The sequence below is a fragment of the Peribacillus frigoritolerans genome, assembly GCF_001636405.1.
GTDB classification, from domain to species: domain Bacteria; phylum Bacillota; class Bacilli; order Bacillales; family DSM-1321; genus Peribacillus; species Peribacillus frigoritolerans.
In genome coordinates this window covers 1,287,207-1,310,327 of record NZ_KV440950.1, presented here as the reverse complement: position 1 = coordinate 1,310,327, position 23,121 = coordinate 1,287,207, and the positions used below count along the sequence as shown (strand labels likewise).

23 protein-coding genes and 1 pseudogene are annotated in these 23,121 nt (G+C 42.3%); 6 read left to right on the top strand and 18 right to left on the bottom strand.

What is annotated here, in order from left to right; genetic code table 11:
- Window positions 1–4: 4 nt before the first annotated feature.
- The 9 genes and pseudogenes from A6755_RS06460 to A6755_RS06420 form a co-directional block, all read right to left on the bottom strand.
- Complete coding sequence (locus A6755_RS06460; protein ID WP_063590150.1) at window positions 5–1,018, bottom strand: FecCD family ABC transporter permease; 1,014 nt, start codon at window positions 1,016–1,018, stop codon at window positions 5–7.
- Window positions 1,015–1,995: a FecCD family ABC transporter permease gene (locus A6755_RS06455; RefSeq protein ID WP_244889640.1), complete on the bottom strand. Its 981-nt coding sequence runs from the start codon at window positions 1,993–1,995 to the stop codon at window positions 1,015–1,017. The genes A6755_RS06460 and A6755_RS06455 overlap by 4 nt, the downstream gene beginning before the upstream one ends.
- A 109-nt stretch (window positions 1,996–2,104) precedes the next feature.
- The gene (locus tag A6755_RS06450; RefSeq protein WP_063592464.1) at window positions 2,105–3,073 is read right to left on the bottom strand and encodes an ABC transporter substrate-binding protein; all 969 of its coding nucleotides are present in this window, start codon (window positions 3,071–3,073) and stop codon (window positions 2,105–2,107) included.
- 1,106 nt (window positions 3,074–4,179) lie between these two features.
- On the bottom strand, window positions 4,180–5,025 hold the full coding sequence (locus tag A6755_RS06445; RefSeq protein ID WP_063590148.1) for an HAD family hydrolase: 846 nt from the start codon (window positions 5,023–5,025) through the stop codon (window positions 4,180–4,182).
- Between the two features lie 119 nt (window positions 5,026–5,144).
- Entirely contained in the window at window positions 5,145–6,413 is a 1,269-nt protein-coding gene (gene ulaA / locus A6755_RS06440) for a PTS ascorbate transporter subunit IIC (protein WP_063590147.1), read from the bottom strand.
- Between the two features lie 31 nt (window positions 6,414–6,444).
- Window positions 6,445–6,711, bottom strand: a complete 267-nt coding sequence (locus A6755_RS06435) for a PTS sugar transporter subunit IIB (protein WP_053536259.1) — start codon at window positions 6,709–6,711, stop codon at window positions 6,445–6,447.
- A gap of 17 nt (window positions 6,712–6,728) precedes the next feature.
- A complete protein-coding gene (locus A6755_RS06430) occupies window positions 6,729–6,995 on the bottom strand; it encodes a PTS sugar transporter subunit IIB (RefSeq protein ID WP_063590146.1) in 267 nt (88 codons plus the stop codon).
- Window positions 6,992–9,058: a BglG family transcription antiterminator gene (locus tag A6755_RS06425; protein WP_063590145.1), complete on the bottom strand. Its 2,067-nt coding sequence runs from the start codon at window positions 9,056–9,058 to the stop codon at window positions 6,992–6,994. The genes A6755_RS06430 and A6755_RS06425 overlap by 4 nt, the downstream gene beginning before the upstream one ends.
- A gap of 381 nt (window positions 9,059–9,439) precedes the next feature.
- A pseudogene (locus A6755_RS06420) lies at window positions 9,440–9,766 on the bottom strand (NADPH-dependent FMN reductase); the annotation flags it as partial.
- A 219-nt stretch (window positions 9,767–9,985) separates the two neighbouring features.
- On the opposite strand from A6755_RS06420, the gene A6755_RS06415 reads away from it, so the two are divergent.
- Genes A6755_RS06415 through A6755_RS06410 form a run of 3 tightly spaced genes read left to right on the top strand, consistent with a single transcriptional unit; the run spans window position 9,986 to window position 11,868 of the window.
- Complete coding sequence (locus tag A6755_RS06415) at window positions 9,986–11,077, top strand: low temperature requirement protein A (RefSeq protein ID WP_034304190.1); 1,092 nt, start codon at window positions 9,986–9,988, stop codon at window positions 11,075–11,077.
- A 31-nt stretch (window positions 11,078–11,108) separates the two neighbouring features.
- Complete coding sequence (locus tag A6755_RS27895; RefSeq protein ID WP_264639418.1) at window positions 11,109–11,231, top strand: hypothetical protein; 123 nt, start codon at window positions 11,109–11,111, stop codon at window positions 11,229–11,231.
- On the top strand, window positions 11,218–11,868 hold the full coding sequence (locus tag A6755_RS06410) for an O-methyltransferase (RefSeq protein WP_063590144.1): 651 nt from the start codon (window positions 11,218–11,220) through the stop codon (window positions 11,866–11,868). The genes A6755_RS27895 and A6755_RS06410 overlap by 14 nt, the downstream gene beginning before the upstream one ends.
- A 616-nt stretch (window positions 11,869–12,484) precedes the next feature.
- Here A6755_RS06410 and A6755_RS25685 read toward each other — a convergent pair.
- From A6755_RS25685 to A6755_RS06395, 4 genes are all read right to left on the bottom strand, one after another.
- The gene (locus tag A6755_RS25685; protein WP_065310844.1) at window positions 12,485–12,640 is read right to left on the bottom strand and encodes a DUF1540 domain-containing protein; all 156 of its coding nucleotides are present in this window, start codon (window positions 12,638–12,640) and stop codon (window positions 12,485–12,487) included.
- Between the two features lie 143 nt (window positions 12,641–12,783).
- A complete protein-coding gene (gene cstA / locus A6755_RS06405) occupies window positions 12,784–14,577 on the bottom strand; it encodes a carbon starvation protein CstA (protein WP_063575196.1) in 1,794 nt (597 codons plus the stop codon).
- Between the two features lie 141 nt (window positions 14,578–14,718).
- Complete coding sequence (locus A6755_RS06400; RefSeq protein ID WP_063590143.1) at window positions 14,719–15,465, bottom strand: LytR/AlgR family response regulator transcription factor; 747 nt, start codon at window positions 15,463–15,465, stop codon at window positions 14,719–14,721.
- The gene (locus tag A6755_RS06395; RefSeq protein ID WP_063592463.1) at window positions 15,462–17,219 is read right to left on the bottom strand and encodes a sensor histidine kinase; all 1,758 of its coding nucleotides are present in this window, start codon (window positions 17,217–17,219) and stop codon (window positions 15,462–15,464) included. The genes A6755_RS06400 and A6755_RS06395 overlap by 4 nt, the downstream gene beginning before the upstream one ends.
- Before the next feature lie 479 nt (window positions 17,220–17,698).
- Between A6755_RS06395 and A6755_RS28225 the strand changes: the two genes are divergently transcribed.
- From A6755_RS28225 to A6755_RS06380, 3 genes are all read left to right on the top strand, one after another.
- Entirely contained in the window at window positions 17,699–17,911 is a 213-nt protein-coding gene (locus A6755_RS28225) for a response regulator transcription factor (protein ID WP_343929401.1), read from the top strand.
- A gap of 251 nt (window positions 17,912–18,162) precedes the next feature.
- Window positions 18,163–18,483 (top strand): YbjQ family protein, encoded by a 321-nt coding sequence (locus tag A6755_RS06385; RefSeq protein WP_034304199.1) that lies wholly within the window; start codon window positions 18,163–18,165, stop codon window positions 18,481–18,483.
- Window positions 18,483–18,710 (top strand): hypothetical protein, encoded by a 228-nt coding sequence (locus tag A6755_RS06380; RefSeq protein ID WP_034304201.1) that lies wholly within the window; start codon window positions 18,483–18,485, stop codon window positions 18,708–18,710. Before A6755_RS06385 ends, A6755_RS06380 begins: the two co-directional genes overlap by 1 nt.
- A 280-nt stretch (window positions 18,711–18,990) precedes the next feature.
- On the opposite strand, the gene A6755_RS06375 is transcribed toward A6755_RS06380, so the two are convergent.
- From A6755_RS06375 to A6755_RS06360, 5 genes are all read right to left on the bottom strand, one after another.
- Window positions 18,991–19,452, bottom strand: a complete 462-nt coding sequence (locus tag A6755_RS06375; RefSeq protein ID WP_063590141.1) for a carboxymuconolactone decarboxylase family protein — start codon at window positions 19,450–19,452, stop codon at window positions 18,991–18,993.
- Between the two features lie 83 nt (window positions 19,453–19,535).
- Entirely contained in the window at window positions 19,536–20,405 is an 870-nt protein-coding gene (locus A6755_RS06370; protein ID WP_084737491.1) for an RNA polymerase sigma-70 factor, read from the bottom strand.
- Between the two features lie 232 nt (window positions 20,406–20,637).
- Window positions 20,638–21,342, bottom strand: coding sequence for a hypothetical protein (locus A6755_RS06365; RefSeq protein WP_063590140.1), 705 nt, complete (start codon window positions 21,340–21,342; stop codon window positions 20,638–20,640).
- Between the two features lie 319 nt (window positions 21,343–21,661).
- Window positions 21,662–21,838, bottom strand: a complete 177-nt coding sequence (locus tag A6755_RS26950; protein WP_164468801.1) for a hypothetical protein — start codon at window positions 21,836–21,838, stop codon at window positions 21,662–21,664.
- A gap of 378 nt (window positions 21,839–22,216) precedes the next feature.
- Window positions 22,217–23,113, bottom strand: a complete 897-nt coding sequence (locus A6755_RS06360; protein WP_052137140.1) for a LysR family transcriptional regulator — start codon at window positions 23,111–23,113, stop codon at window positions 22,217–22,219.
- Between the last annotated feature and the right edge of the window lie 8 nt (window positions 23,114–23,121).

Genomic DNA, 23,121 nt, shown 5'->3' with positions numbered 1-23,121 from the left:
TTCCTTATGTTATTTTTCTTTCACGGCGCAATAGATATAAAAAATATGGTACACCAATCACCGCAGTGATAATTCCGGCCGGGATTTCTATTGGAGGGAATAATCCTCTTCCCAGGCTATCGGCAACAAGTAGAAAGATCGAACCAAAAAGAGCTGAAGCGGGAAGTAAAACCTTGAATTTTGACCCTACCACCCTCCTTGCAATATGGGGGGCGATCAAACCAATGAAACCGATCGAACCAACCGCAGCTACACAGACTCCGATCAATATGACAGAAACGCTTAACAATATATAACGCAGTAATTTTGACCTTTCACCGAGACCTGTGGCTATATCGTCTCCAAGGCTCAGTACATCCATTTTTGAAGTTAATGCAATCAATACCGGTACAAGCACAAGACATGGAAGCAAAATGAATACTTGATCCCATCCTCTTCCCCATAGACTGCCAGTCAACCACAGCAGTGTCGTGTTTACATCATCCGGGAACTTGACCATGAAATACTCTATGCCAGCTTGACATATGGCCCCTAAAGCGATTCCGACCAAAGCTATCGTATTTGGTTGAGCTCCTTTTTTATAAACAAATATCATCAAAATGGCCGCCATGACCGCCGCTCCGATAAAAGCTGAAAGAGGCAGTATGATAATGGGCGATTGCGGAAATAAAACAATGACGATAACTGCTGCCAATCCGGCCCCTTTTGTTACCCCAATCACATCTGGAGAAGCCAGCGGATTTCGAAGGACTCCTTGCAGAATGGCTCCGGCCGTTGCCAATCCGGCCCCCACTATCACGGCAATCAGAATGCGCGGTATGCGATAGTTGTGCAGAATGAATGTCTGGCTTTGCATGCCATTTCCAAGGAAATTTTGGAGAATTTCTAAAGGTGAAATATAAATGGCCCCTAAGCCCAGGCTCACCATTGCTAAAATCAGCACGGTAACCGTCAGCAATAGGATAATGGAATAAGGGGGCAAAGTTGATTTCAACCCAAATGTCCGTTTTAGTTTCATTGCTTAATATTCCTCCCTCTCTTCGCTAAATAAAGGAAGAATGGCGCACCGATCATAGCGGTTACGATGCCTACCGGCGACTCAAAAGGATAAGCGATGAAACGTGCGAGAATATCTGCGTACACTAAGAGTAAAGCGCCGAATAATGCAGAAAAAGGGATGATCCTTCGATAATCCCCGCCCACCAGTCTCCTGACGATATGAGGAATGATCAATCCCACAAATCCCACTGGGCCTGCGACGGCAACCGAAGATCCTGCCAAAATGATCACCAATATTCCTGCTAAAATACGGATTCGGTACACCCGCTGCCCAAGTCCCTGCGCCATATTTTCTCCTAAGACAAGGATGGAAACAGATCGAGAGAACATGGCAGCAACAAGCAGTCCGAAAAGAGACCAAGGAAGGATCATGTTCACGTGCGCCCATGTTTTCCCATTAATTGACCCGACTAACCAATAGAGCACATCTTTCGCTTGTTCATTAAAGATGATCATGCCTTGCGTTAAAGAAGATAAAAAAAAGTGAACAGCCATTCCAGCCAATGCCAGCTTCACTTGGGTCATTCCTCCTCCCGAAGCAAAAGAATAGACTGCCATCCCTCCCATTGCTGCACCAATGAATGCAACGCAAACTAGAGACACGGAAGAAAGGTTAGGAAAGAAAACAAAAGCTGACACAATAAAAAATGAGGCACCGGCATTAACACCAAATACTTGTGGAGAAGCTAATGAATTCCGGGTAATGGCCTGCATGAGAGCACCCGCTACCGCTAAATTAGCACCGACCAACGCTCCAACTAAAGCCCGTGGCAATCGAAGAGTCCTTATAATAGTCTGTTCCTTGGACGAGTCGGCCTCAAAAAAGGACTTCAAAACCATTGATGCATCAATATCGGACGCTCCCACAGAAATACTCGTCAGGATGCCTAAAATTAACAAAACGGCCCCAGCTATAGCCGTACATAATACTTTCATTTTACTTCTACCTACAGTTTCCATTTTCTATACAACACACTTCCTGACAAAATTTAAACCTAATGGAAAGCGAAGTAAGAATGGGATCTCTTACTTCGCTTTTGTTCGTCTATTCTTCTCCAAGCATTTTTAAAGTGTCTTTAGCAATGGCCTCTGCGGATACAACACCGCGGTATCTCGTCCATAAGTCTCGATCAACACTATACACTTGTCCGTTTTTTACAGCCTTCAATTCTTTCCAAAGAGGATTGTCTTTCCACTCATCAGTAAGTAACTTACCCTCATTGTTCGCTAAAAGCAGCACATCCGGATCGATTTCGACAAGCTGCTCCAGATTCATCTCGGCATGTGGCAGTTCCTGCTGAATGGCATTTTTCAATCCCATGCGCTCAAGCAATTCTCCATCATAAGAAGATGAAGTATGGGCTTGGAATGAAGTATCTCGTACAACTGCTGGTAAAACCGTCATATTTGAATCTACAGTAAGCTTTGATTTAAGTTCCTTAATCGTTTTTTCATGCTCGCTCAATCTTTTTGCTGCAGCATCTTCCTGATTTACTGCCTTTGCAATCGTTTTAAATGAATCCAGATTTTCTTGATAAGTAGATTCCCGACTTTTTAAAACGATGGTAGGAGCAATCTGCTGTAAATCTTTATAAATCCCTTTATGCCGCTCAGCATCCGCAATGATTAAATCGGGCTGTAAAGAACTGATCACCTCTAAATTAGGCTGCTCGCGTGTTCCTACAGAAGTATAATCCATCTCTTGCCCTACAAGTTTTGTAATCATCTCTTTTTTGTTGTCATCCGAAATCCCGATAGGTTTTATCCCTAGAGCATTTAAAGAATCAACGAAAGACAGCTCAAGCGTAACTATTTTTTTCGGAGTATCTTTCATTTCCGTTTCTCCCATTTCATGCTTAATCGTCCTTATTTCTTGATTACTTGTTTTGGCAGAAGTCTTCTCTGCCTCTGTTGTTTTTTGAGAATTATTACATCCTGATAACATCACCATAATAGCAAGCAACAGGATGAAGGCTCCTCCCCCAAACGTTCTTACTTTTCTAAATTCCCTCATATTTTGCACCCTTCCCGTCATCTATACCTTCTTCACGAGTTAATCATAATTGAAAATGATTATCATTATCCTGCTGTTATGATAAAGTCATAGATTGATACCGTCAATATTAATGAAATTTTGTGAATAAAAATCATTATGGCCATTAAGACAATCTGCATGCATTTTATTGATAACGTGAAGTAAACATGCCATCATAGTCTTAAACTACCGTGGTTTACCAGTTAACAAAATAATGAACTAATATTGCAGATTGTGGACTTCGACGAAAATCAAGTTTGCTTCAGTTTTTATGAGGGTTTATAAAACCTCGAACGTCGATTGGAACGGAGGGCACTCGCTTTCCGCGGGCGGTCCGCGAGCCTCCTCGGCTTGCGCCTGCGGGGTCTCCCTTAGACACGCTTTTCCCGCAGGAGTCTCACAAACCCGCTCCAATTATTACTTTCAGGTAAAACATTTTTTGTGTACAAAACCAAATATTAATTTGACGCTCAGCTTAAATGACAGATAGTTGTTTTATAAATGATCCGACTCAAACTAAAAAAGAGCAAACCCGTTAAGGGTCTGCTCTTTCCTGTTTCAAAAATCATTTTCTATTAATCAGCATCTCTTCAAGAGGAAATTCTTCATTGGAAGCTTCTTTTTTTGAGCGTTTTATGGAGGTATTTGATAAGAATGGTTGAAGCAATTGATAATGCCCCCATGATCAGGTAACCTGTGGATCTTGAAAACACTTCAATCAAGATGCCGATTAAGACTGGACCTAAAAACGTTCGGCGTTGATTTCAGAAATCCGCTCCCTTTCCGCCGACTGTCTGCAAGCCGCATCAAAGCAAGCGTCTGTGGGGTCTCGGCTAGCCAGTTATTCGGCAGGAGTGTCGCAAATTTCTTCAATCCTTTGAGGGTTCCATAAAACAAAAAAAACCATTAGGGATAATCTAGTTTTGTTTTAAAATCATGGTTCGGGATGAGACCAGACTTAAAAGACAATCCAGTTGATTGGAACGGAGGGTACGAGACTCCTGCGGAAAGCGAGCGCCCTACGTTCCAATCCACGTTCAAATTTCATAAGCAAGATTGGATCTTCTTTTGCCTTCCAGAATATTTTAGTGAAACATTCCCTTTAAAAAGCGATACAGTCCATCTTCTCGATATGAATACTCCGTCACTTCATCGGCTTGTTCTTTGACAAGGTCAGTTGCGTTTTTCATGGCAACGCAATGTCCGGCGAGTTTAAATAGCGGGAGGTCATTTTCGCCATCGCCTACTGCCAGGATATCTTCGGGTGCTAGCTGAAAATGTTTCAGCAGCAGTTGAACGCCTGTTGCTTTTGTGATGCCTTCCACCGTCACTTCTACATTATGATGGGTGGAGGAAGCTGTGGTAAAGGCATTGTACTGCTTGATTTTCCCCAACTCCGCTTTCCATTTTCGAATCGTATTCATTTCATTGCTGAAAAAGTAGATTTTGGCGACGCTCTTTATATCCAGTTGTTCTGACCATCTTATTTTGTCTTCGACTGCATCCTGTCTTGATAGCCATTCATTTTCATCGACCGTCTCAGGTTTTGGTATCAAACCTTGTTTAACCATATAGTCTTTATCTTTAAGTAATGCCATCCGTGTTCCTTCGTTCGGATGAACTTCGTAAAAAATCTCTTCCGCTCCTGCTTTGGCGACCAATTCTTCGACAAGTTCCGTCGACAGGGCGTGCTCGACAATCTGTTCCTTTCCGATGAATACGGACATTCCATTGGCGGTCACCATTCCGTCGGCCTCCATGCCGGCCGGCAAAACGTCCCTCACCTCTTCCAGCGTTCTTCCTGTTGCAATGAAAATCAGCTTACCGCTTTCCCTAAGTTCGCCTATGTATTGTTCCAGCGTCTCATTCACAGTATTTCTTTCGTTCAATGTCGTGCCATCCAAATCGAGCACAATTGCTTTGTTGGCCATGCCAATCACCTCAAAAATCAGAATGATGATGAAAATGCCAACAGCCCATTATCTATAAGATCTTAGGCTGTTGGTTTCATTCATATATTTTTACTTCTGTACCTTATCAGTATAACAGTTTAGGATAATCCTAAAAGTTTCATGACACTTAGGATCAAGAGACCTACCACACCGAAGTCCGAATCACCAAATGTGGTGCCTTCAAACCCTACATCCCCCAAGAAGACCAGGAGTATTGCCGGCAGGAAACTGATGATTAGTCCGTTTGCAAACGATCCAAGCATCGCTCCGCGTCTGCCTCCCGTGGCATTTCCGAAAACACCTGCTGCAGCTCCGGTGAAGAAATGCGGTACGAGCCCAGGAACGATTACTTTCAATCCAAGTGCCGGAAGGAGGAACATGGATAGTAGTCCAGCCAGGAAACTGAATAGAAACCCGATGATCACTGCATTTGGAGCGAATGGAAAAATGGTCGGACAGTCCAATGCAGGTTTTGTATTCGGCGCCACTTTATCGGCAATCCCTTTGAATGCAGGGACGATTTCAGCAATTAACATCCGTACCCCTGCAAGGATGATGTAGACTCCCGCAGCAAATGTTATCGCCTGGATGAAAGAGAATACGATGAAGTTCGAACCGCCGGATAATTCCGTTTCAATATAGTTCTGCCCGGCAAACAATGCGACGATCACGAAGAACATCGTCATTGTAAGCGATACAGCGACCGATGTGTCCCTCAGGAATCCTAAAGACTTGGGAACCTTGATTTGCTCTGTCGTTTTTTCCTTATTTCCAAACCATTTTCCCACAGTCGCGGATACGAAATATCCGATTGTCCCGAAATGGCCGATAGCAAAATCATCGCTGCCGGTAATTTTCCGTACGTATGGCTGAAGGAGGGCTGGGAACAACACCATGCATACTCCTAATAGAATGGAGCCGACCAAGATAAGCGGAAATCCGCTGAGCCCGCCGACGGATAGGGTGACTGCAAGTAAGCAAGCCATGAATAAGGTATGGTGTCCCGTTAAAAATATATATTTAAATGGCGTGAAACGAGCAAGCAAAACATTGACAACCATCCCAAATACCATGATAAGTGCAGTCGAAGTCCCAAAATCACTTTGGGCGGCTGCGACAATGGCTTCGTTATTCGGTATGACGCCTTGTACGTTGAATGCATGATCGAACATTTTACTGAATATATCAAGGGCGCCAATGAGCACTGCCGCTCCCGCTCCGATGATAATGAAGCCCATGACGGTTTTTAGCGTTCCGGATACGACATCCGCACTGGATTTCTGCTGTAACAGCAGTCCAATGAGGGCAAACAGCCCCACAAGTATGGATGGTGTACCCAAGATGTCATTCATGATAAGTTCCAGCATTGCCTCTCCCCCTCTTCTTTATGTTTTCTTCTTATAGATGTGAAGTTAATTTCGATGTGATTTCAGGAATGCTCATCATGTTTTCCAGTGTGACGATCGTCCGGGTTCCATCATCCAGCTGACCGACAATATCCGCCGCTCCCAGGAAAATATCAGCCTGAACCGTTTTTGCGGATGCCAGATCCGTATGGTCCACCTCGGCTGTCTTCCCCATTTCCGTCAATGCTTTCTTCACATTCATCTCCATGATGAAGCTGCTTCCCAATCCATTTCCGCATACTACCATGATTTTCTTCATATCAATCTCTCCTTTTTTTATCCTACATGCATTTCCAATTTAGATTTGATTTCAGGGATGCTCATCATGTTCTCCAGTGTGACGATCGTCCGGGTTCCATCATCCAGCTGGCCGACAATATCCGCTGCCCCCAGGAAAATGTCAGCTTGAACCGTTTTTGCAGATGCCAGATCCGTATGATCCACCTCGGCCGTCTTCCCCATTTCCATCAATGCTTTCTTCACATTCATCTCCATGATGAAGCTGCTTCCCAATCCGTTTCCGCATACTACCATGATTTTCATTCCGCTTCCTCCTTCGAATATTTATGAACGTACTCCATAAGGACCGATTTATCTGAAGTGCTTACTATTTCTTCTATATTGGCTGGATCATTCAATAATTGAGTGAGCTGGATCAATGCCCGCAGATGCGAATCGTTATCTACGGCCGCCAAAATGATAATCAGGCGAACCGGTTTATCCGGAGCAAAGTCCACGGCTTCATCCAATTTCAGCAAACTCATGGATAAAGACCTGACCCCCTGCTCCGGGCGTGCATGGGGAATCGCCACTCCAGGCGTTATCACTACATATGGTCCATTCGTTTCTATGGCCTCGATCATGGCATCCACATATCGTTCTTCGACGGTACCTAAGTCCACGAGAGGCTTGGCCGCGACTTGAATGGCTTCTCTCCAATCGGAAACTTGCTGCTGTAATTGGATCGTTTGCATATTGAGCAGTTCTTCTAACACGGGCTTCTCTGCCTCCTTTAAAGAAAATTGGGTTATTTTTGGTGTATGGGTATACACATTCGACTTCAAAGCCTTTTCAAGCTGATCCTGTTCATGGATGGTTGCATACTTGGAAATGATCTTTAATAAAGCTGCAACATCCACACTTTCCGTCGTATATCCATACAATTTCTGCATGACCTGCTGGCGCAATGTATGTTTGTCCTGCATTTCCAAAATCGGCGGTACAACGAATAATGCCGCTTTTGTTCTCATATGCACCGTCGAGAAAACAAGATCGTACGACAGCGGGTATTCAGCCGCATTTCTAACGGACAAAACATCCAGGAACAAAATATCAGGAAATAACTCCCTCAATGTATAAATGAGGATATTGCTGATGCCGATACCATTCGGGCATACGACAATCGCCCGTTTTCGATCATCCAATGTTGTGCCTTGCCTGCGCAGCCATCCGCCAAAATAAATCGTGAAATAGGCCACTTCTTCTTCCGATACTGGACAGCCAACCTCTTTCTCCAACACCCACAGGGATTTTTTTGTCAAATGATGCAGTTCGGGATATACTTTCTGCACCCGTCCCGTCATCGGATTCATTTGCGGGAGACCATACCGCAGGCGATAATATGCCGGTTTAAAATGAACGTATAATTGCTGGCATAGCTGCTCTTTGTCTTTCAGGTGAACAAATGCCAGCCTCTCGAACTCTTCCACGATTTCCTGCAATAGGTGTTGAATGACTTCATCATCTTTTAGAGGGGAAATATCCTTCGTTCGATTCATGCTCAATAAATGTAAGGCTGCGTATAAGTTTTCCGTTTCGCTCCATACTGATTGAAATGCATCCGTCCCGGTCATCTCCTCGACCAGTTTGTATTCTTCCGTCGCAACAAACGGCGTCCAGCTCTGGTCGGCCTGTAACTCTTCCCCTTTTCCTATGAGCTGATCTGTACATAGAAATAAATAGCTCAGTTCATGAAGCCGTTCATCCGTAAAGGTGATGCCCAATTTACGTTCGGCCCTTTCAAGCTGCAACCGGATCGAGCTGATTTGCTTTTCATGATTTCCCCATATGCACTCCATGATCCATTCACTATTGGGACTGTTCAGTACATCATGCACGAGACGTTCAATGATATATCTCTTTGTTCGGCTGTCCCCAATCACCACGTAGCCATCTTGTTTGGAATACTGGATCTTGAGCGATATGTCCCTGTTTTTATCTTTAAGTCTTTTTAAATCCTTCAGCACCGTATTTCGCGAAACCCCGGTGATCGTCTGGAAATGATAGACGGACAATTCTTCTTGGCTTAACAGGATCATGAGGTAAAAAACCTTTTCCCTATCTGTCTCTGAAAATATATAATTGCGTTTTGTCAGTTTTACATTCAATTCTTCATCCCTGATTGTTTCAGAAAAGGAGTAGCCCATTTCACGATTATATTGAATCGGTTGATATCCGTGAAATTGGAGCCAGTCATTCGCTTTGCTCAATCCATATTGAATCTGCCTTCTCGTCAGACCTGTTTGGGCTTCAAGTTCTTTCATTTTTGAAATGGGCGAATGCTGTAATAGTTTTAGTAAATTGGCGCTTCTTTCATCTAAAAACATTCTCAATCCCTCTCCCTGCTTTTACGATATCTCACTTTTTATTAAAAATGTAGCGTTTCTCAGTCCGAATGTTGTCATGGGTACTGCACAATAATATACTCTTTAAATATTTGTGCACAATACCACATGTAATCAGTTTTCAATACAGGCTATATTTGGAAGGTTTGTACATATGCAGTTTGGAGGCAAGTGAGGTCATGAGGACAAGGTATAAAGGGGATTCGGGGATGAAAGTTGAGGGGGTGGAATGAGGCGTTTTAAAGGGCTAAACTTAGCTTCATCTAATCAAAATGAAAGGGATATCAACGTTCATATTTTACAAAACCCAAAAAGAAGTAGATTGATTTCAGAAATCCGCTCCCTTTCCGCCGACTGTCTTCCAAGGCCAACTGGTTTTTTGGTAAGAACGGCGGACTCACGAGATCTTGATCCCCAGACCAATGCATTTTTTAATACGTCTGGCATTCCAGAATTGTACTCAGGACTTACGATAATGATACCGTCGACGTCCTGGATGGCGGATTTAAATGATGTCACTGTTTCTGGAACCCCACTAATTTCTAGGTCTTCGTTAAACAACGGAAGATCATTAATTTCGATCCAGCGAAATTGATACGAATCAACCATATCTATCAATGATTGAGCAATGATTCGATTATAAGAATTTTCCCGTAAACTGCCGCAAATAAGGCCGATGGTTCTGGTCATCTACTTCCCTCCCTGTTTATCTCATGCGGTACCACCATATACCAAAAGTAAAAAAGTGACGTTATTCCTAATTACACGCTTGTATGTACTAAATTTGGCTTAACTTAATATTGGAAAAAAAGAACTTCATATCTTATCCCAAAGTTATATTGGACCCCTTCCATTTTCTGAATGTTTCCAACATACTATAACCTATAAGGCGTTGGGAGGAGTACAGAAATGGATGAAAAGAAAGTTACATGGTTAGAGCTCTTTTATGATTTGTTATTTGTGGCTGCCGTTGCGGGCGCAACTCATGTTTTACTGCATGTTGAAGATGGATATATCCACCCAGAGTATTTATTAAAGTTCGTGCTGATTTTTATTCCTATCTGGTGGGCTTGGGTAGGGCAAACCATATTTATTAACCGGTTTGGAAAGGATGTATTTCATCAACGGCTATTTTTGATATTGCAAATGTTTTTTGTCCTGATCATGACATCAAGCTTATCTGCAGATTTTGATCCTTATTACCTTTCTTTTTTAATTGGTTATATTGGTTTAAGAGCCGTTACTGCTATCCAATATCTCGTTGTACAGCGGATAGAAGAGGGATTTCGAAAAAAGGCAGCACTCTTTTTGGGAAGGTATTTTTGGATTGGAATCGCCATTTCAATATTGTCCGTCCTTTTTGATTCTTGGCTTAGGTATGCTGTGTTGTATTTGGGCATCCTGGTCGATATCATTGTCCCGATCCTTGGAAGAAAGTGCTTGGAAAAGGTTCCTACAAATACGGCCCACCTGTTGGAGCGCTTTGGCCTATTCACCATCATTCTCTTTGGGGAGGCTCTTGTAAGCACGCTTGCGGTCATTCAACCTAAACAAGGAAATTGGGATTCGATAGCCTTTTCCATCATTTCATTTGCGCTGATAATAGCCATGTGGTGGCAATATTTCGATAATATGGACAAGAAAGTCGACAAGTCTGTACAATCTTCCGGCCAAATCATCATTTACGGTCATCTGTTTATTTTAATGTCTATAAGCATGATTGCAGCAGCCATCAGGTTATTGTTTTTACATGAGGTCCATTATTCATTTATCCTCTATTTTGTTTTTGGTTCCGTATTGCTCTATTTCATATCAGCAACGTTTGTTTTCCACCAATATAGACATAAGCACCAGCGGTTGCAAATATATCATTTAGGGTTATTTTTAGGGATTTTAGCCGTCTTTTTTATTTTTAATTTGTTTGTCGGTGTACCGAATATTGTGATAATAGCCGAATTAACACTGTTCTTTATCATCTATGCTAAACTAACGACTACATAAAATCTTAGTCGGTGAATTAAAAGCGATTGATATGTTAATCAACGAATTCATTCAATTATTCGAAATACAAGAAAATGAAGAAGCAGCCGAAAAGGGCAGTGAAGAAAAGGAAACTTCCAATGAGAAAGGAATGGAAATGAATGAAACAAATTAACAGTTATATCGATTCATTATTTTATACTAAAGATGATCTCTTGGAAGAAGTCATTGCGTCCATACAAGAAAACGGTATGCCGTCCATATCGGTATCTCCCTCATCTGGGAAACTTCTTACCATGCTCATATCGATTTCAGGAGCTAAAAATGTGTTGGAAATAGGCGCTCTTGGAGGCTATAGCGGGATCTGCCTTGCCAGGGGTTTCGGCAGCAAAGGTAAATTAACCTCTCTTGAATTACAGGAGGAATACGCAAAATTAGCTTATCGCAATCTATCCAAAGCTGGCTTTGGCGATCAAGTATCCTATATGACCGGAGAAGCCCTGCAAAGCCTTGAAAAACTCGCTCATGATAACAAGAAATTTGATTTCTTCTTTATAGATGCTGACAAGGACAATTATGAAAATTACCTGCAATATTGCATTAAACTCGCAGAACCAGGCGCTTTAATCGTCATGGATAACGTACTTGCAAGTGGCAGTGTCGCAGATCCGGATGCTGAACCTAAACGTCACACTGCCTTTATGAAGGCATTCAATGAAACCGTGGCCAAACATCCTCAACTGGAATCCATGCTGATCCCAATCGGTGACGGGCTGACCCTTTCAAAAGTAATCGATCAAACTCACGAGTAAATAGTGCAAATTCACGAGTAAAATGCCCAAACTCACGAGTAAACTGCTCAAATTCACGAGTAAACTGCTCAAATTCACGAGTAAACTGCCTAAACTCACGAGTAAACTGCCTAAACTCACGAGTAAATAGTGCGAATTCACGGGTAAACTGCTCAAACTCACGAGTAAACTGCGAATTCACGAGTAAACTGCGAATTCACGAGTAAACTGCGAATTCACGAGTAAACTGCGAATTCACGAGTAAACTGCGAATTCACGAGTAAACTGCGAATTCACGAGTAAACTGCCTAAACTCACGAGTAAACTGCCTAAATTCACGAGTAAACGGCGAATTCACGAGTAAACTGCTCAAATTCACGAGTAAACTGCCTAAATTCACGAGTAAATAGTGCGAATTCACGAGTAAACTGCTCAAACTCACGAGTAAACGGCGAATTCACGATTATATCGGTCGATCAAACTTTTGATTTTATCGCTCAAACTCACGATATTGTCACCCAAATATCCTTTTCATGAAGAAAAATAAAATGAATTTCTATATTCTTGAATGAAAATGATTTTTATTATCAATAATAAAATGAAAGAGGGTAACCAGTTGATGGTTACCCCTGATGTTTTAAATTTCTGGATCAAATGTTTTGCAATCCGTTTCTTTGCTATTTGATGCTTGGTTCCCTTTATGGCTGACAACATAAATAGCATCTGCACTGCATTTGTTTCCAGAATCCCAATATTTACAATTATTCACTTCACATAGAACATCTTTTGCCATCTTATCACACCTCCTCATTTGCTATCATTAACAAAGTTGGGGTTATTGATACTTTCCTTTTTCAGGTTAGGTGTCTTAATTTTAAAAGCGGGCGTCATAACGTACAAAAATCCGGGCAGTTTCCGCCCGGATTTTCTGTATGCTCATGCTGATCTTTTCAATAGTTCTGCTTGAGGGATTTTCCAAAGCTCCCGCCATTTTTTCAAGGCGGCAACCAGGATGATCAAGCCGAGGATTAACATGGTGATCGATAATATTCCGTTCAAGATGCTGAATCCTGCAGAGTCAGGGTTCAGGTATACGTTTTTCACCATCCAGTACCCTGCTACATTGACTGTTACATATAAGTAGGCAAGGGGTACGAGGCATGTCCAGATATACCAGCGTTTGTCTGCGATTTTCAGTACGACGGTCGCACCGATTATTAGTCCAATCGAAGCCATGAGCTGGTTGGATACGCCAAAGAGTGCCCAGATTGAACCGATATCCCCAGAGTAAAGCAGGTATCCCCAAATAAAGCAGGCTAATGCGCTGGCGAATATGTTCCCCGGCAGCCAGTCGACTCGTTTTAATGGTTTATAGAACTCCCCGAAGAAGTCCTGGATTAAGTAACGGGCAACACGTGTCCCTGAATCGATTGCGGTTAATATGAACACCGCCTCGAACATGATGACGAATTGGAAGAAAAACGAAGCCAGTTTGTCAAAGAAGGGTATTTCGGTGAAAATATAGGTCATGCCGACAGCAAGTGTAACTGCCCCGCCTGTCCGTCCCTCCAGATTAATGCCGATTTCTTCACTGAGTTCGTCAAGGTGTACGGTTTCCATACCTAATGTTTGAAATACTTCAGGTGTGGAGTTAATCGCAAAATAATCTCCTGGCTGCAGTGAAACCGCAGCAATCAATGCCATGATGGCAACGACACATTCCACTAGCATCGCTCCGAAACCAACGGATTTGATATCACTCCAACGGTTTAACATTTTTGGAGTTGTACCGGATCCGACAAATGCATGGAATCCTGAAATCGCGCCACAGGCGATGGTGATTGAAATGAATGGCCAAACAGGACCGGCTACAATCGGGCCCCCGCCATTAATGAATTCGGTAAACGCAGGAAACTGGATTTCTGGATTCACTACGAAAACGCCGATAATCAATGCGGCAAATACACCGATTTTCATAAATGTACTCAGGTAATCACGAGGGGCCAGCAGCAGCCAAACAGGCAAGGCGGCAGCGAAGAAAGCATAGATCGGCAAAATGATGGCAAGTGTGCTCGCCTCAAGTGTCAATAAGTCGCCAAGTGCCGTTCCTTGAATGTTCGGCCCGAGTAAAATTGCGGCCATGATGAGCCCGAACCCGACGATGGTCGCCCCTTTCAGGTTGCCGGTTTTTTTATGGTAAAGCCCTACACCCATGGCGATCGGAATGGTGATCCCGACAGCGAACGTCCCCCATGGATTGTTTTCCAGAGCATGCAGAACGACCATTGAAAGTCCTGCCATCGTGATCGTGATGATAAAAAGCATCGCGAGTCCTGTACAGAAGCCTGCTACAGGTCCAAGTTCTTCTTTCGCAACTTCCGAAAGGGATTTGCCGTCTTTACGCATCGACGCGAAAAGAACGACGGCATCATGGACGGCTCCGCCGATTACAGCCCCGATCAGTAGCCATAATAAACTTGGCAAATACCCGAATTGTGCAGCAAGGATGGGTCCCACCAAAGGACCAGCCGCTGCAATGGCTGCAAAATGGTGGCCGAATGCCACCCATTTATTTGTTGGAACATAATCTTTTCCATCTTCTAATTTATGGGCCGGTGTCGGCTTGGAATCATCAAGTTTTAATACTTTGAGTGCTATGAATGTCCCGTATAAACGGTAGGCAATCATTAATATACAAATGGAGCCTATGACAATTGTAACCGCATTCATATTTGAACCCCCTCTATTACTTACATCGTAAAAAAATGATATCACAATGAAAGCGAATTCAATGGGTTTTCAAGTTATAATGCAGATATCGAGGGATGGACTGCATTATGATGAAGCTAAAATGCAGAATTATGAAAATTTTTAAAAACCGATCAGCTGCTTTAGCTCCTTCACATACGTCCGGCTTACCGGGATGTTTGATCCGTCACTCATTATGAGATTGTAAGTCGAGTTGAACCAAGGCTGTATTTCGGATATATGGATGACATTCACGATAAAACTGCGATGCACCCGTAAAAATGAGCGCTTATCGAGCTTCTTTTCAAGCACGATGAGAGGGTCGCCGATTTTATATTCATTTTTCCCGGTTTTAATGACCGTCTTTCCTTCCACGAGACCTATGAAAAAAATATGATCCCGGTCGATCAAAACGATCCGATCATCTATTTCTACAGCCAATTTACCTGTCTGTTCCACCGCCATTCGGCTGGCGGGAGCTGCTGTTCCGGATTCGTCTTTCCCGATTTGACGCTGCTTCATGAGCTTATCCAATGTTTGACGTATCCTTTTTTCATTAAAGGGCTTTAATAAATAATCAAATGCATATAACTCGAAGGCTTGGAGGGCAAATTCATCATAAGCGGTCGCAAAAATGAGCGAAGGTGCGGGGTCAAGTTCCGCCAACTGCTTAGCCAACTGCAAACCATTGCCATCTGCTAGCTCAATGTCCAAAAAGACAAGTTCAGGTTTAAGGCGGGAGATATCCCTCATGGCATCTTCTATCCCCTCGGCCTCACCCACGACTTCAACTTGCCTGCTTCTCTTCAATAGATATTTCAATTCATCTCTAGCCAGTGGTTCATCCTCTACGATAAATGCTTTCATCATCGTTGCCATACTCCTTTCTCGTTGAGTGGTATTGATATGTTCACTTTGGTTCCGTGTCCCGCTTCACTTTCGATCGAGAGGCTGGCCTGACCTTTATAGATCCCTTCCAGCCGTTCACTGATATTATGAAGGGCCGTTCCTGTTCCCTTAGCCGATTCTACAGCATTCTTGCCCAATTCATCTATTCTCCCGCCCGGAATCCCTTTTCCGTCATCCTCGACAGCAATGTGCATCGCATCGTCTTTAAAGTATGCGCGGATGATGATTTGACCTTTGTTTTTCACATATGGAAATGCATGGTGTACCGCATTCTCAACAAGTGGCTGCAATGTGAATGGAGGGATGAGAACTTCCTTAAGCCTTGGCTCAATGCGATAATCGATATGATATTTATCTGGAAAACGTGCCTGCTCCAGAGATAAGTATGCGTTAACATGCTCTAATTCCTTTTCTAGCGGCACCAGTATTTGTCGGGCCCCTTGTAAATTAGAGCGAAAGAAGGCACTGAGCTCCTGCAATAAACTTCTTGCCTTCTCGACATCCGTCCGGCATAGAACGGATATTGTATTGATTGCATTGAATAAAAAATGAGGATGGACCTGTGCCTGCAAGGCCTTAATTTCAGCATCTTTCAATAATTTCGTTTGCATTTCCGCTTTAGCGAGTTCCAATTGAGTGGAGAATAGTTTGGCCAATCCTTCAGCTAACTCTTGTTCCACTTGGCTTAATTTATCCGGATGCTTGAAATACATCTTCAAAGTCCCGACCGTTTTCTGTTGGACCTGCAACGGCAGGACTACGGCCGCTTGCAATGGACATTGATCATGAAAGCAATAAATGTCCTTTTTTGTTTTGGCCACGATGATTTCCCCTTGTTCAAGGGCTTGTTTCGTTAAGCCTGTCGCTATCCCCACCTTAGGGACATGGTGATCTGACGCGGCTCCAACATGGGCAAGCACGCTATGTTCATTGGTAATGGCCACGGCGTCGGCTTCAGTCAGCCCCAAGATGATTTGGGCTATTCTCTTGCATGAAGTTTGATTCAGGCCTTGCCGGAAAAAGGGCAAAGTCTGATCCGCAATCAGGAACGCAAGATTGGTTTGTACGGCCCGAGTCCGGTCTTCGTCCCTTGTGATCGACTGAATGATGAGCATGAAAAGTAAAGTCCCGAATCCATTGATGATGATCATGGGAATCCCGATTACTTGTACGAGCTCCCACGCCCTTTCAAAGGGTTTGGCCGTCACCAGGATGATGCCCATTTGAATCGCTTCCAATGCCATGCAAATGGGCAGGGCAAACCAAGGGGTGATCATCCCGTGCTTTCGCCGACTTTTTCCCAAAAGACCCGATAAAACCCCAGCCAAAATCGCAGCGATCGCACAAGCCCCCGCCGTAAAGCCTCCGAGAAAATAACGGTGAAGCCCCGCAATCAAACCTACTCCCAACCCAACAAAAGGTCCTCCCAGCAGACCGCCGATAGCCACTCCCATAATTCTTGTGTTGGCAATCGCGTTATCGGGATCAATCTCAGCATGCCAATCACCCTCCGGCATGGCATGGTTTCCGATTTCGATCCCTGTATAGTTACTTATGATGCCGAATGTTCCAAAAAGTGCGATAAACATGATTTTCTTCGACATTTCATGTTCATGGCCTATCATTTGCCGAAAGGGTTTCATATAAGAAAGCAGGAAGGCAGCAATCACGATGATCCCCACTTTTTCAAACAGCGACGGTAATAAATCAACCAAAGCATTCACCCCATTTCTGGCTTTTTCATTCATCTTACACCAGCCATGAAATCCTTGTCGAATTTTGTTTTTACGATTTCAAGAACATGGAAAAAATGAGGGACCATATCGGAGAAAAAGCTAGATTATGATTCAATCTAAAAAAAAGCCTATAAATACCAAGGCTTTTTCAATAGAAAGAAATCATTTTATCCGGGTCATTTTCAAGGAATCGGACAACTGACGAGAGTAGATATTATATAGGAAATCCAGGCATCCTGCTTTGCCAAATTGACAAGCAGCGCAGGTACATTAAGTATAGAACCTCCTATCGTAAATATGATGATAGTGAAAATTTCAAAATGATTACTGAAATGCTCGCTAATCAAATCTCCTACGAGTTACATGTCTACCGTGAGAAATTATTAATTGAAGAAATAATAAAAACAGATAGATTATCTTTATTCACCAGGGAACCGCAACATAAAGTTGATTAGCGGATCATCCAGAATATAATGCAAGGGCTCAAAGATAAAGAAATAGCTGATAATCTGCATATTAGCGTTTCTACAGTTCGTAACCATATAAATAAACTGTTTGAAGAATTAGGCGTGGCCTCCAGATCACAATTAATCAGCTTGCATTATGAAAATAAATTGCATGAAATTCTTCATGAAGTGAAGATGGAAAACCGCAATTTAAAGTACTTTTAGAAATTCATCAGTGTTTTTACTGCTATTTTCTTTTCTGCGAAATGGGATTTTTTATGCTTACCCGAAATATGCTATCCATTGTTAAGAGGGATAAAGTTTATATTATGGTAAAATTTAAAGGAATGATTATTGCGCTTGATAAAAAAGTACCTAAAGGGAATATTTAAACTTCATGTGAACTTGGATCATTTGTTCATGCTTTCAGTTCAGGAAAATTTCATAATAAAGTAAATAAGTCGGAGGCGATTAATGTGTTGGTAGTTACCACAGAAAAAATTGAAGGATACAAAATTGTTGAGGTAAAAGGGCCTGCCTTCGGTCTAATTGTAAGAAGCAGAGGGATTGGCGGCGATATCATGGCAGGGTTAAAGTCCCTGGTAGGCGGAGAGATCAAGCAATATACAGCGATGCTTGAAGATTCAAGAAAAGAAGCTATGGACCGTATGATAAAAAATGCCAATGAAATGGGTGCAAACGCAATTATAATGATGAGATATGATTCTGGGGAAATCGGTACGAATATGAGCGAAATCGTTGCATATGGAACTGCCGTCATTGTGGAAAAAATATAATGAAATTCATCATAGGGTACTATATATTACAAATTATTATAGTTATCTTATGCATTTTACTTGGATACTTTATCTATGATAAACGGTTTAAACGCAATCACGGTGTAAAAGTTCCTGATGGATTTCAATCGACAGATGAAATAAATATAGACCCCGTGACAGGAGAAAAAACAAGGGTATATTATAATCCTGATACGGGTGAACGCTTTTATAAAAAAGAAAAATAATTTAAAAGCCACGTTTTTTCAAAAACGTGGTTTCAGTTTGTAGACAAAAGGAGTTCTATCCAAATTTTTAAACATAGTTGATTGGAACGGAAGGTGCGAGACTCCTGCGGGAATAGCGAGTCCAAGGGAGACCCCACAGGCGCAAGTGCGCCGAGGAGGCTCCCGGTCCGCCCGCGGAAAGCGAGTGCCTGAAGTGGAAATCAACGTCCAAATTTATACAAGCAAAAAAAAAAATGTAGACAAACCCCTTGTAATCATACAAGGGGTTTTGATAACGACATTATTTTTCCATTACAGGCTTATAGTGCCCTGGTATGTTTTGGGCTGAAATGGCCAATCGGTTCCAGCCGTTGATGGTGATGATTATGGTAACGAGATCGATATATTGTTTTTCATCAAAATGCAGGCGGACCCTCTCATACAGTTCATCAGGTACACCGTTTGCAGAAATGGCCGTGACCGCTTCCGTCAATTCCAGCGCTGCCCTTTCCGAATCAGAATAGAATGGTGTTTCACGCCAAGCACTCAAACAGTAAATTCTTTGTTCCGTTTCACCCATTGCCCGGGCATCCTTTGTGTGCATATCCAAGCAGTACGCACAGCCATTGATTTGGGAAGCGCGAATTTTAATCAATTCGATTAATGCGCTATCGATTTCCGTTGTTTTCTTGTACTCCTCCAAACCCATCATTAATTTGACCACTTCACGATTTGTCTTCATGTAGTAAATCCGTTGTTCCATGTCTATCTCCTCCATAATCTTTTTAGGTTCCACTTATAAGACAAAATAGAGGTTTGATTTGTGACATCCAAAAAAAAGACCCCTCAATCTATAACAGGAATATGATTTAATTTATCGGGATTGGTGACAATGAAGATTTTGCGGATATTTTTTTGTTTTGGATCTAATTCAAAGCAGATGACTTTGATAGGCTTTCCTTCTTTCATTTGCAAAATTCCCTCCTGGCCATTGACCATCACCGGAAGAAGTTCTCCTATGAAGCCTCCTTTAGCGGAAACGCCTTTAAGAAAGGCGGATACGCGCTGTCTGGTTACAATTGGGTTTAATGCAGAAAGCACTTTTCCTCCGCCGTCAGTAACAAGGACAACATCTTCTGTAAGAAGATCCAAAAACTCCTCAAAGTTTCCTGTCGCAGATGCTTTTATGAATTTTTTTGCCAAAAGATCGACATGTTTCGTATCCTCCGGATGGACTGGCCTATCATTCTGTAATTTCCGCTTAGCCCGGCTGTAGATCTTTCTGCAGTTCACTTCATTCTTTTCCAGAATCTCGGCGATATCTTCATAGCTGTAAGTGAATGCTTCCCTAAGCACGAAAACCGCTCTTTCAACAGGTGAAAGCTGTTCCAGCAAAACGAGGAAGGCATATGCAACCGTTTCATCCGTTACGACCTTATCTAGAGGCTGATCTGTTTCGTTTACCCGAGGTTCTGGCAGCCAAGGACCTGTGTAAACCTCTCTTCTCTTACGGGCTGACTTTAAAAAATTCAGACAGCTATTTGTCGTCATTTTCGCAAGATATGCTTTCATGTCCTTAATTTCGTCGGTATCAAGCTTAAGCTGCAGGAATAAATCATGAACGATATCTTCTGCATCGGTAACCGATCCGAGCATCCGGTATGCGATGGAAAAAAGAAAAGGTCGATATGTCTTATATAATGTATCCAACTCCACTTGCTTCACCTATTTTCTATCAAATTCGTTTTTCGAAAACCTATCACTAATTATTCTCTAACCCAATCATTTATCCTTCAGCATTCCATCCTATAATTCAAACAACCTAAAAAGAGCAGCAAAAAAGCTGCTCTCGGACTGTAGACAAACTAGCTCCCTACCGTTCAACAGTATTCCTTACCGGACAAAGATCTCTGTTAAAATGGCGTACCCAATTTCGGATACTCATTGATCAAGTTGCTTCATACCATACGATATCATCAAACATTTTTACAACCCGCGGTATGAAGCCTTCTTCATAATCTTCCGGGTATTGAACGATCGCATAGTAAACGCGGCCGCCATGCTGAAAAACGGACACTGTACCCAATATGGAGTAATTACTGCCATTCTGACTAATGTCAAATTCCACCTCAGACCAATCAAATCGGTTAGGCGAATTATCAGATCGCTGTTTTATCTCAAAGCCATTGCTTATCACAACTTCCCTCGCAAACTCCTTCTTTTCTTCTATTGTCGCATTCGCACCCTCACTTTTGGAAAAAATCTGAACTTTGGCATCCTCATTTCTCTTGCCTGCAAAATTTGCAAAAACAATCATTGCATCTCCTTCACCAGAACTAGCCTCTTCAACGACCATATCATCCACGATGTAGGTTGAGAATCCCAATGCCTGACTATGATGAAGCGTGAATTGGAATGGTTCTTCCATACCTTCCAATATGAGCATATCCGTTTTCGTATTTGGCAGACCTTTTGTCGGATCTTCAACCGATTCACCTGAAGGATCTTCATCTTGCCCGTCGGTTTGCTTAGGATTATCATTTGGCTTTTCTGAAATTGGCGGAGATTCCTCATTTCCCTCCTGGACTCCTTTACAAGCACTAACTCCTGTTACCAAAAAAACGGCTGCCAAAATCAACAATATCTTTTTCATTGGAACCCTCTTTTCTTGTGTTTTAACAAATTATTATACGGTCCCATACGGAAAAAAGTTACACTACGCTTCATTGAAATATCAGACTTTATCGACTAAAAAAGATCGATACTCCACTCGTTCCGAAAAAGAAAATATGAGATTGATTCACTTTGATGCGTCTATATCTTTATTTAACTAAACCATTCAATAGATAGTTTGAGTAGGAGCGCTTGAATGTATGATAATGTAAAGAGTCGCACGTTCAAAAGGCCGCCAATTGGCGGCCTTCATAACTTCCCTTGCCTTATATGTACTAATTGAAAAATATATGTTTTGGTTAAGATCCAATGCTATGTTCTACTGCAGTATCCCAATTAGGAAAATAATACAATGCATTCTTCATTAACTCCGGATCTGACTTCTTTACCTCTTTCTTGCGAGGTAGCTTCCCTTCTTTTTCTACTAAGTCGGAAATTTGATTCACGACTTCTTCAACACTCATATTCACTTCCATCTCTGTTCCCTCCTTCTTGTTCTTATTTATATTTTTTCCCAATTGAAGAAAAGTAATACAATTTTTCTTAAACTAAACTACCAGTTTAGTTTAAGAAGGTTACTTGAATGTATGATAAATGAAAAGATCCTACAAACAAAAAGCCAACGAAATCGTCGGCTTTTTGTCTAAATAATTCCCAAAATACTTTCTAGAAGTAACATGATCAATAAACGACAAGCATAAGGAACCGAAGCAATAATAAATGCCATACCATGCTATATCGCTGTCCCAGTTTCGCCATGTTTTTTATGTTTTACTTTTTATGAATAGTTTCTCAGCCTAAAATAATCGGTTTCAACGATCCTCTATCATTCTATGCGATTTGCTGCTCACCCTTCATATCACCTCAGGAGCTGTTTCTGGATTTTGCTTGAACCGGTCTTCATGATGAGCTTCAATCGTGTGCAGAAAGCTTTTCATGGAGTTTGTCATATAAGCATCTTTACGGTGAATGAAGACTGTCGAGATATTGCGGTATTCTTCCGGAATTGGATGCACGTGGACTTTTTCATTGGCTGTTAGGTGATTTACCGCCGATTGTGGTACGAGGGTAATGCCAAGGCCGAGTGTTACGCTGGTTAAGATCGTTTCCAATACATTGAACTCCATGATCCTTTTGGGCATCACCTCTTCTTCCCTCAGCCATTGTTCCAGTTTGGAGCGATAGCCACACCCCTGACTGAATACTAAAAATGGTTCTGTTATGATTTCTTCAAGGTTAAATGTTTCATTTCTTGTAACTAATACAAGTTTTTCTGTACAGACATCGTATGGCTGAATGAGCGGATGTTTGATCGGTCCTGTAACAAAAGCGCCATCCAGCCTGTGTTCAATGACATCTTTGATTAAGTCTTCCGTTAACCCCGCCTTTATGGATAAATCGACATTGGGATACTGTTTATGATAGGAGGCTAGAATCTTGGGAAGATCGCTGACCGTTTCAACTGTACCTATGTTCAATATCCCTGTAGGTGTTTCACTATCCAGGAATACTTGCTTGAGTTCTTCAACATCAAGCAAAATTTTGTTTACATACTCCAGCATCTTCCTAGCCTCCGCAGTTAGTGACATGCCACGTTTATGCCTATTGAATAAAGGCGTCCGTAACTCCTGCTCTAAATGCTTAATCCTCGCCGTTACATTGGATTGGACGTAATTCAACTCAACAGCCGCCTTACTTACGCTGCCATATTTAGCGACGCACTGGAATATTTGCAAATCCCTCATTTCCACAAAAGTGC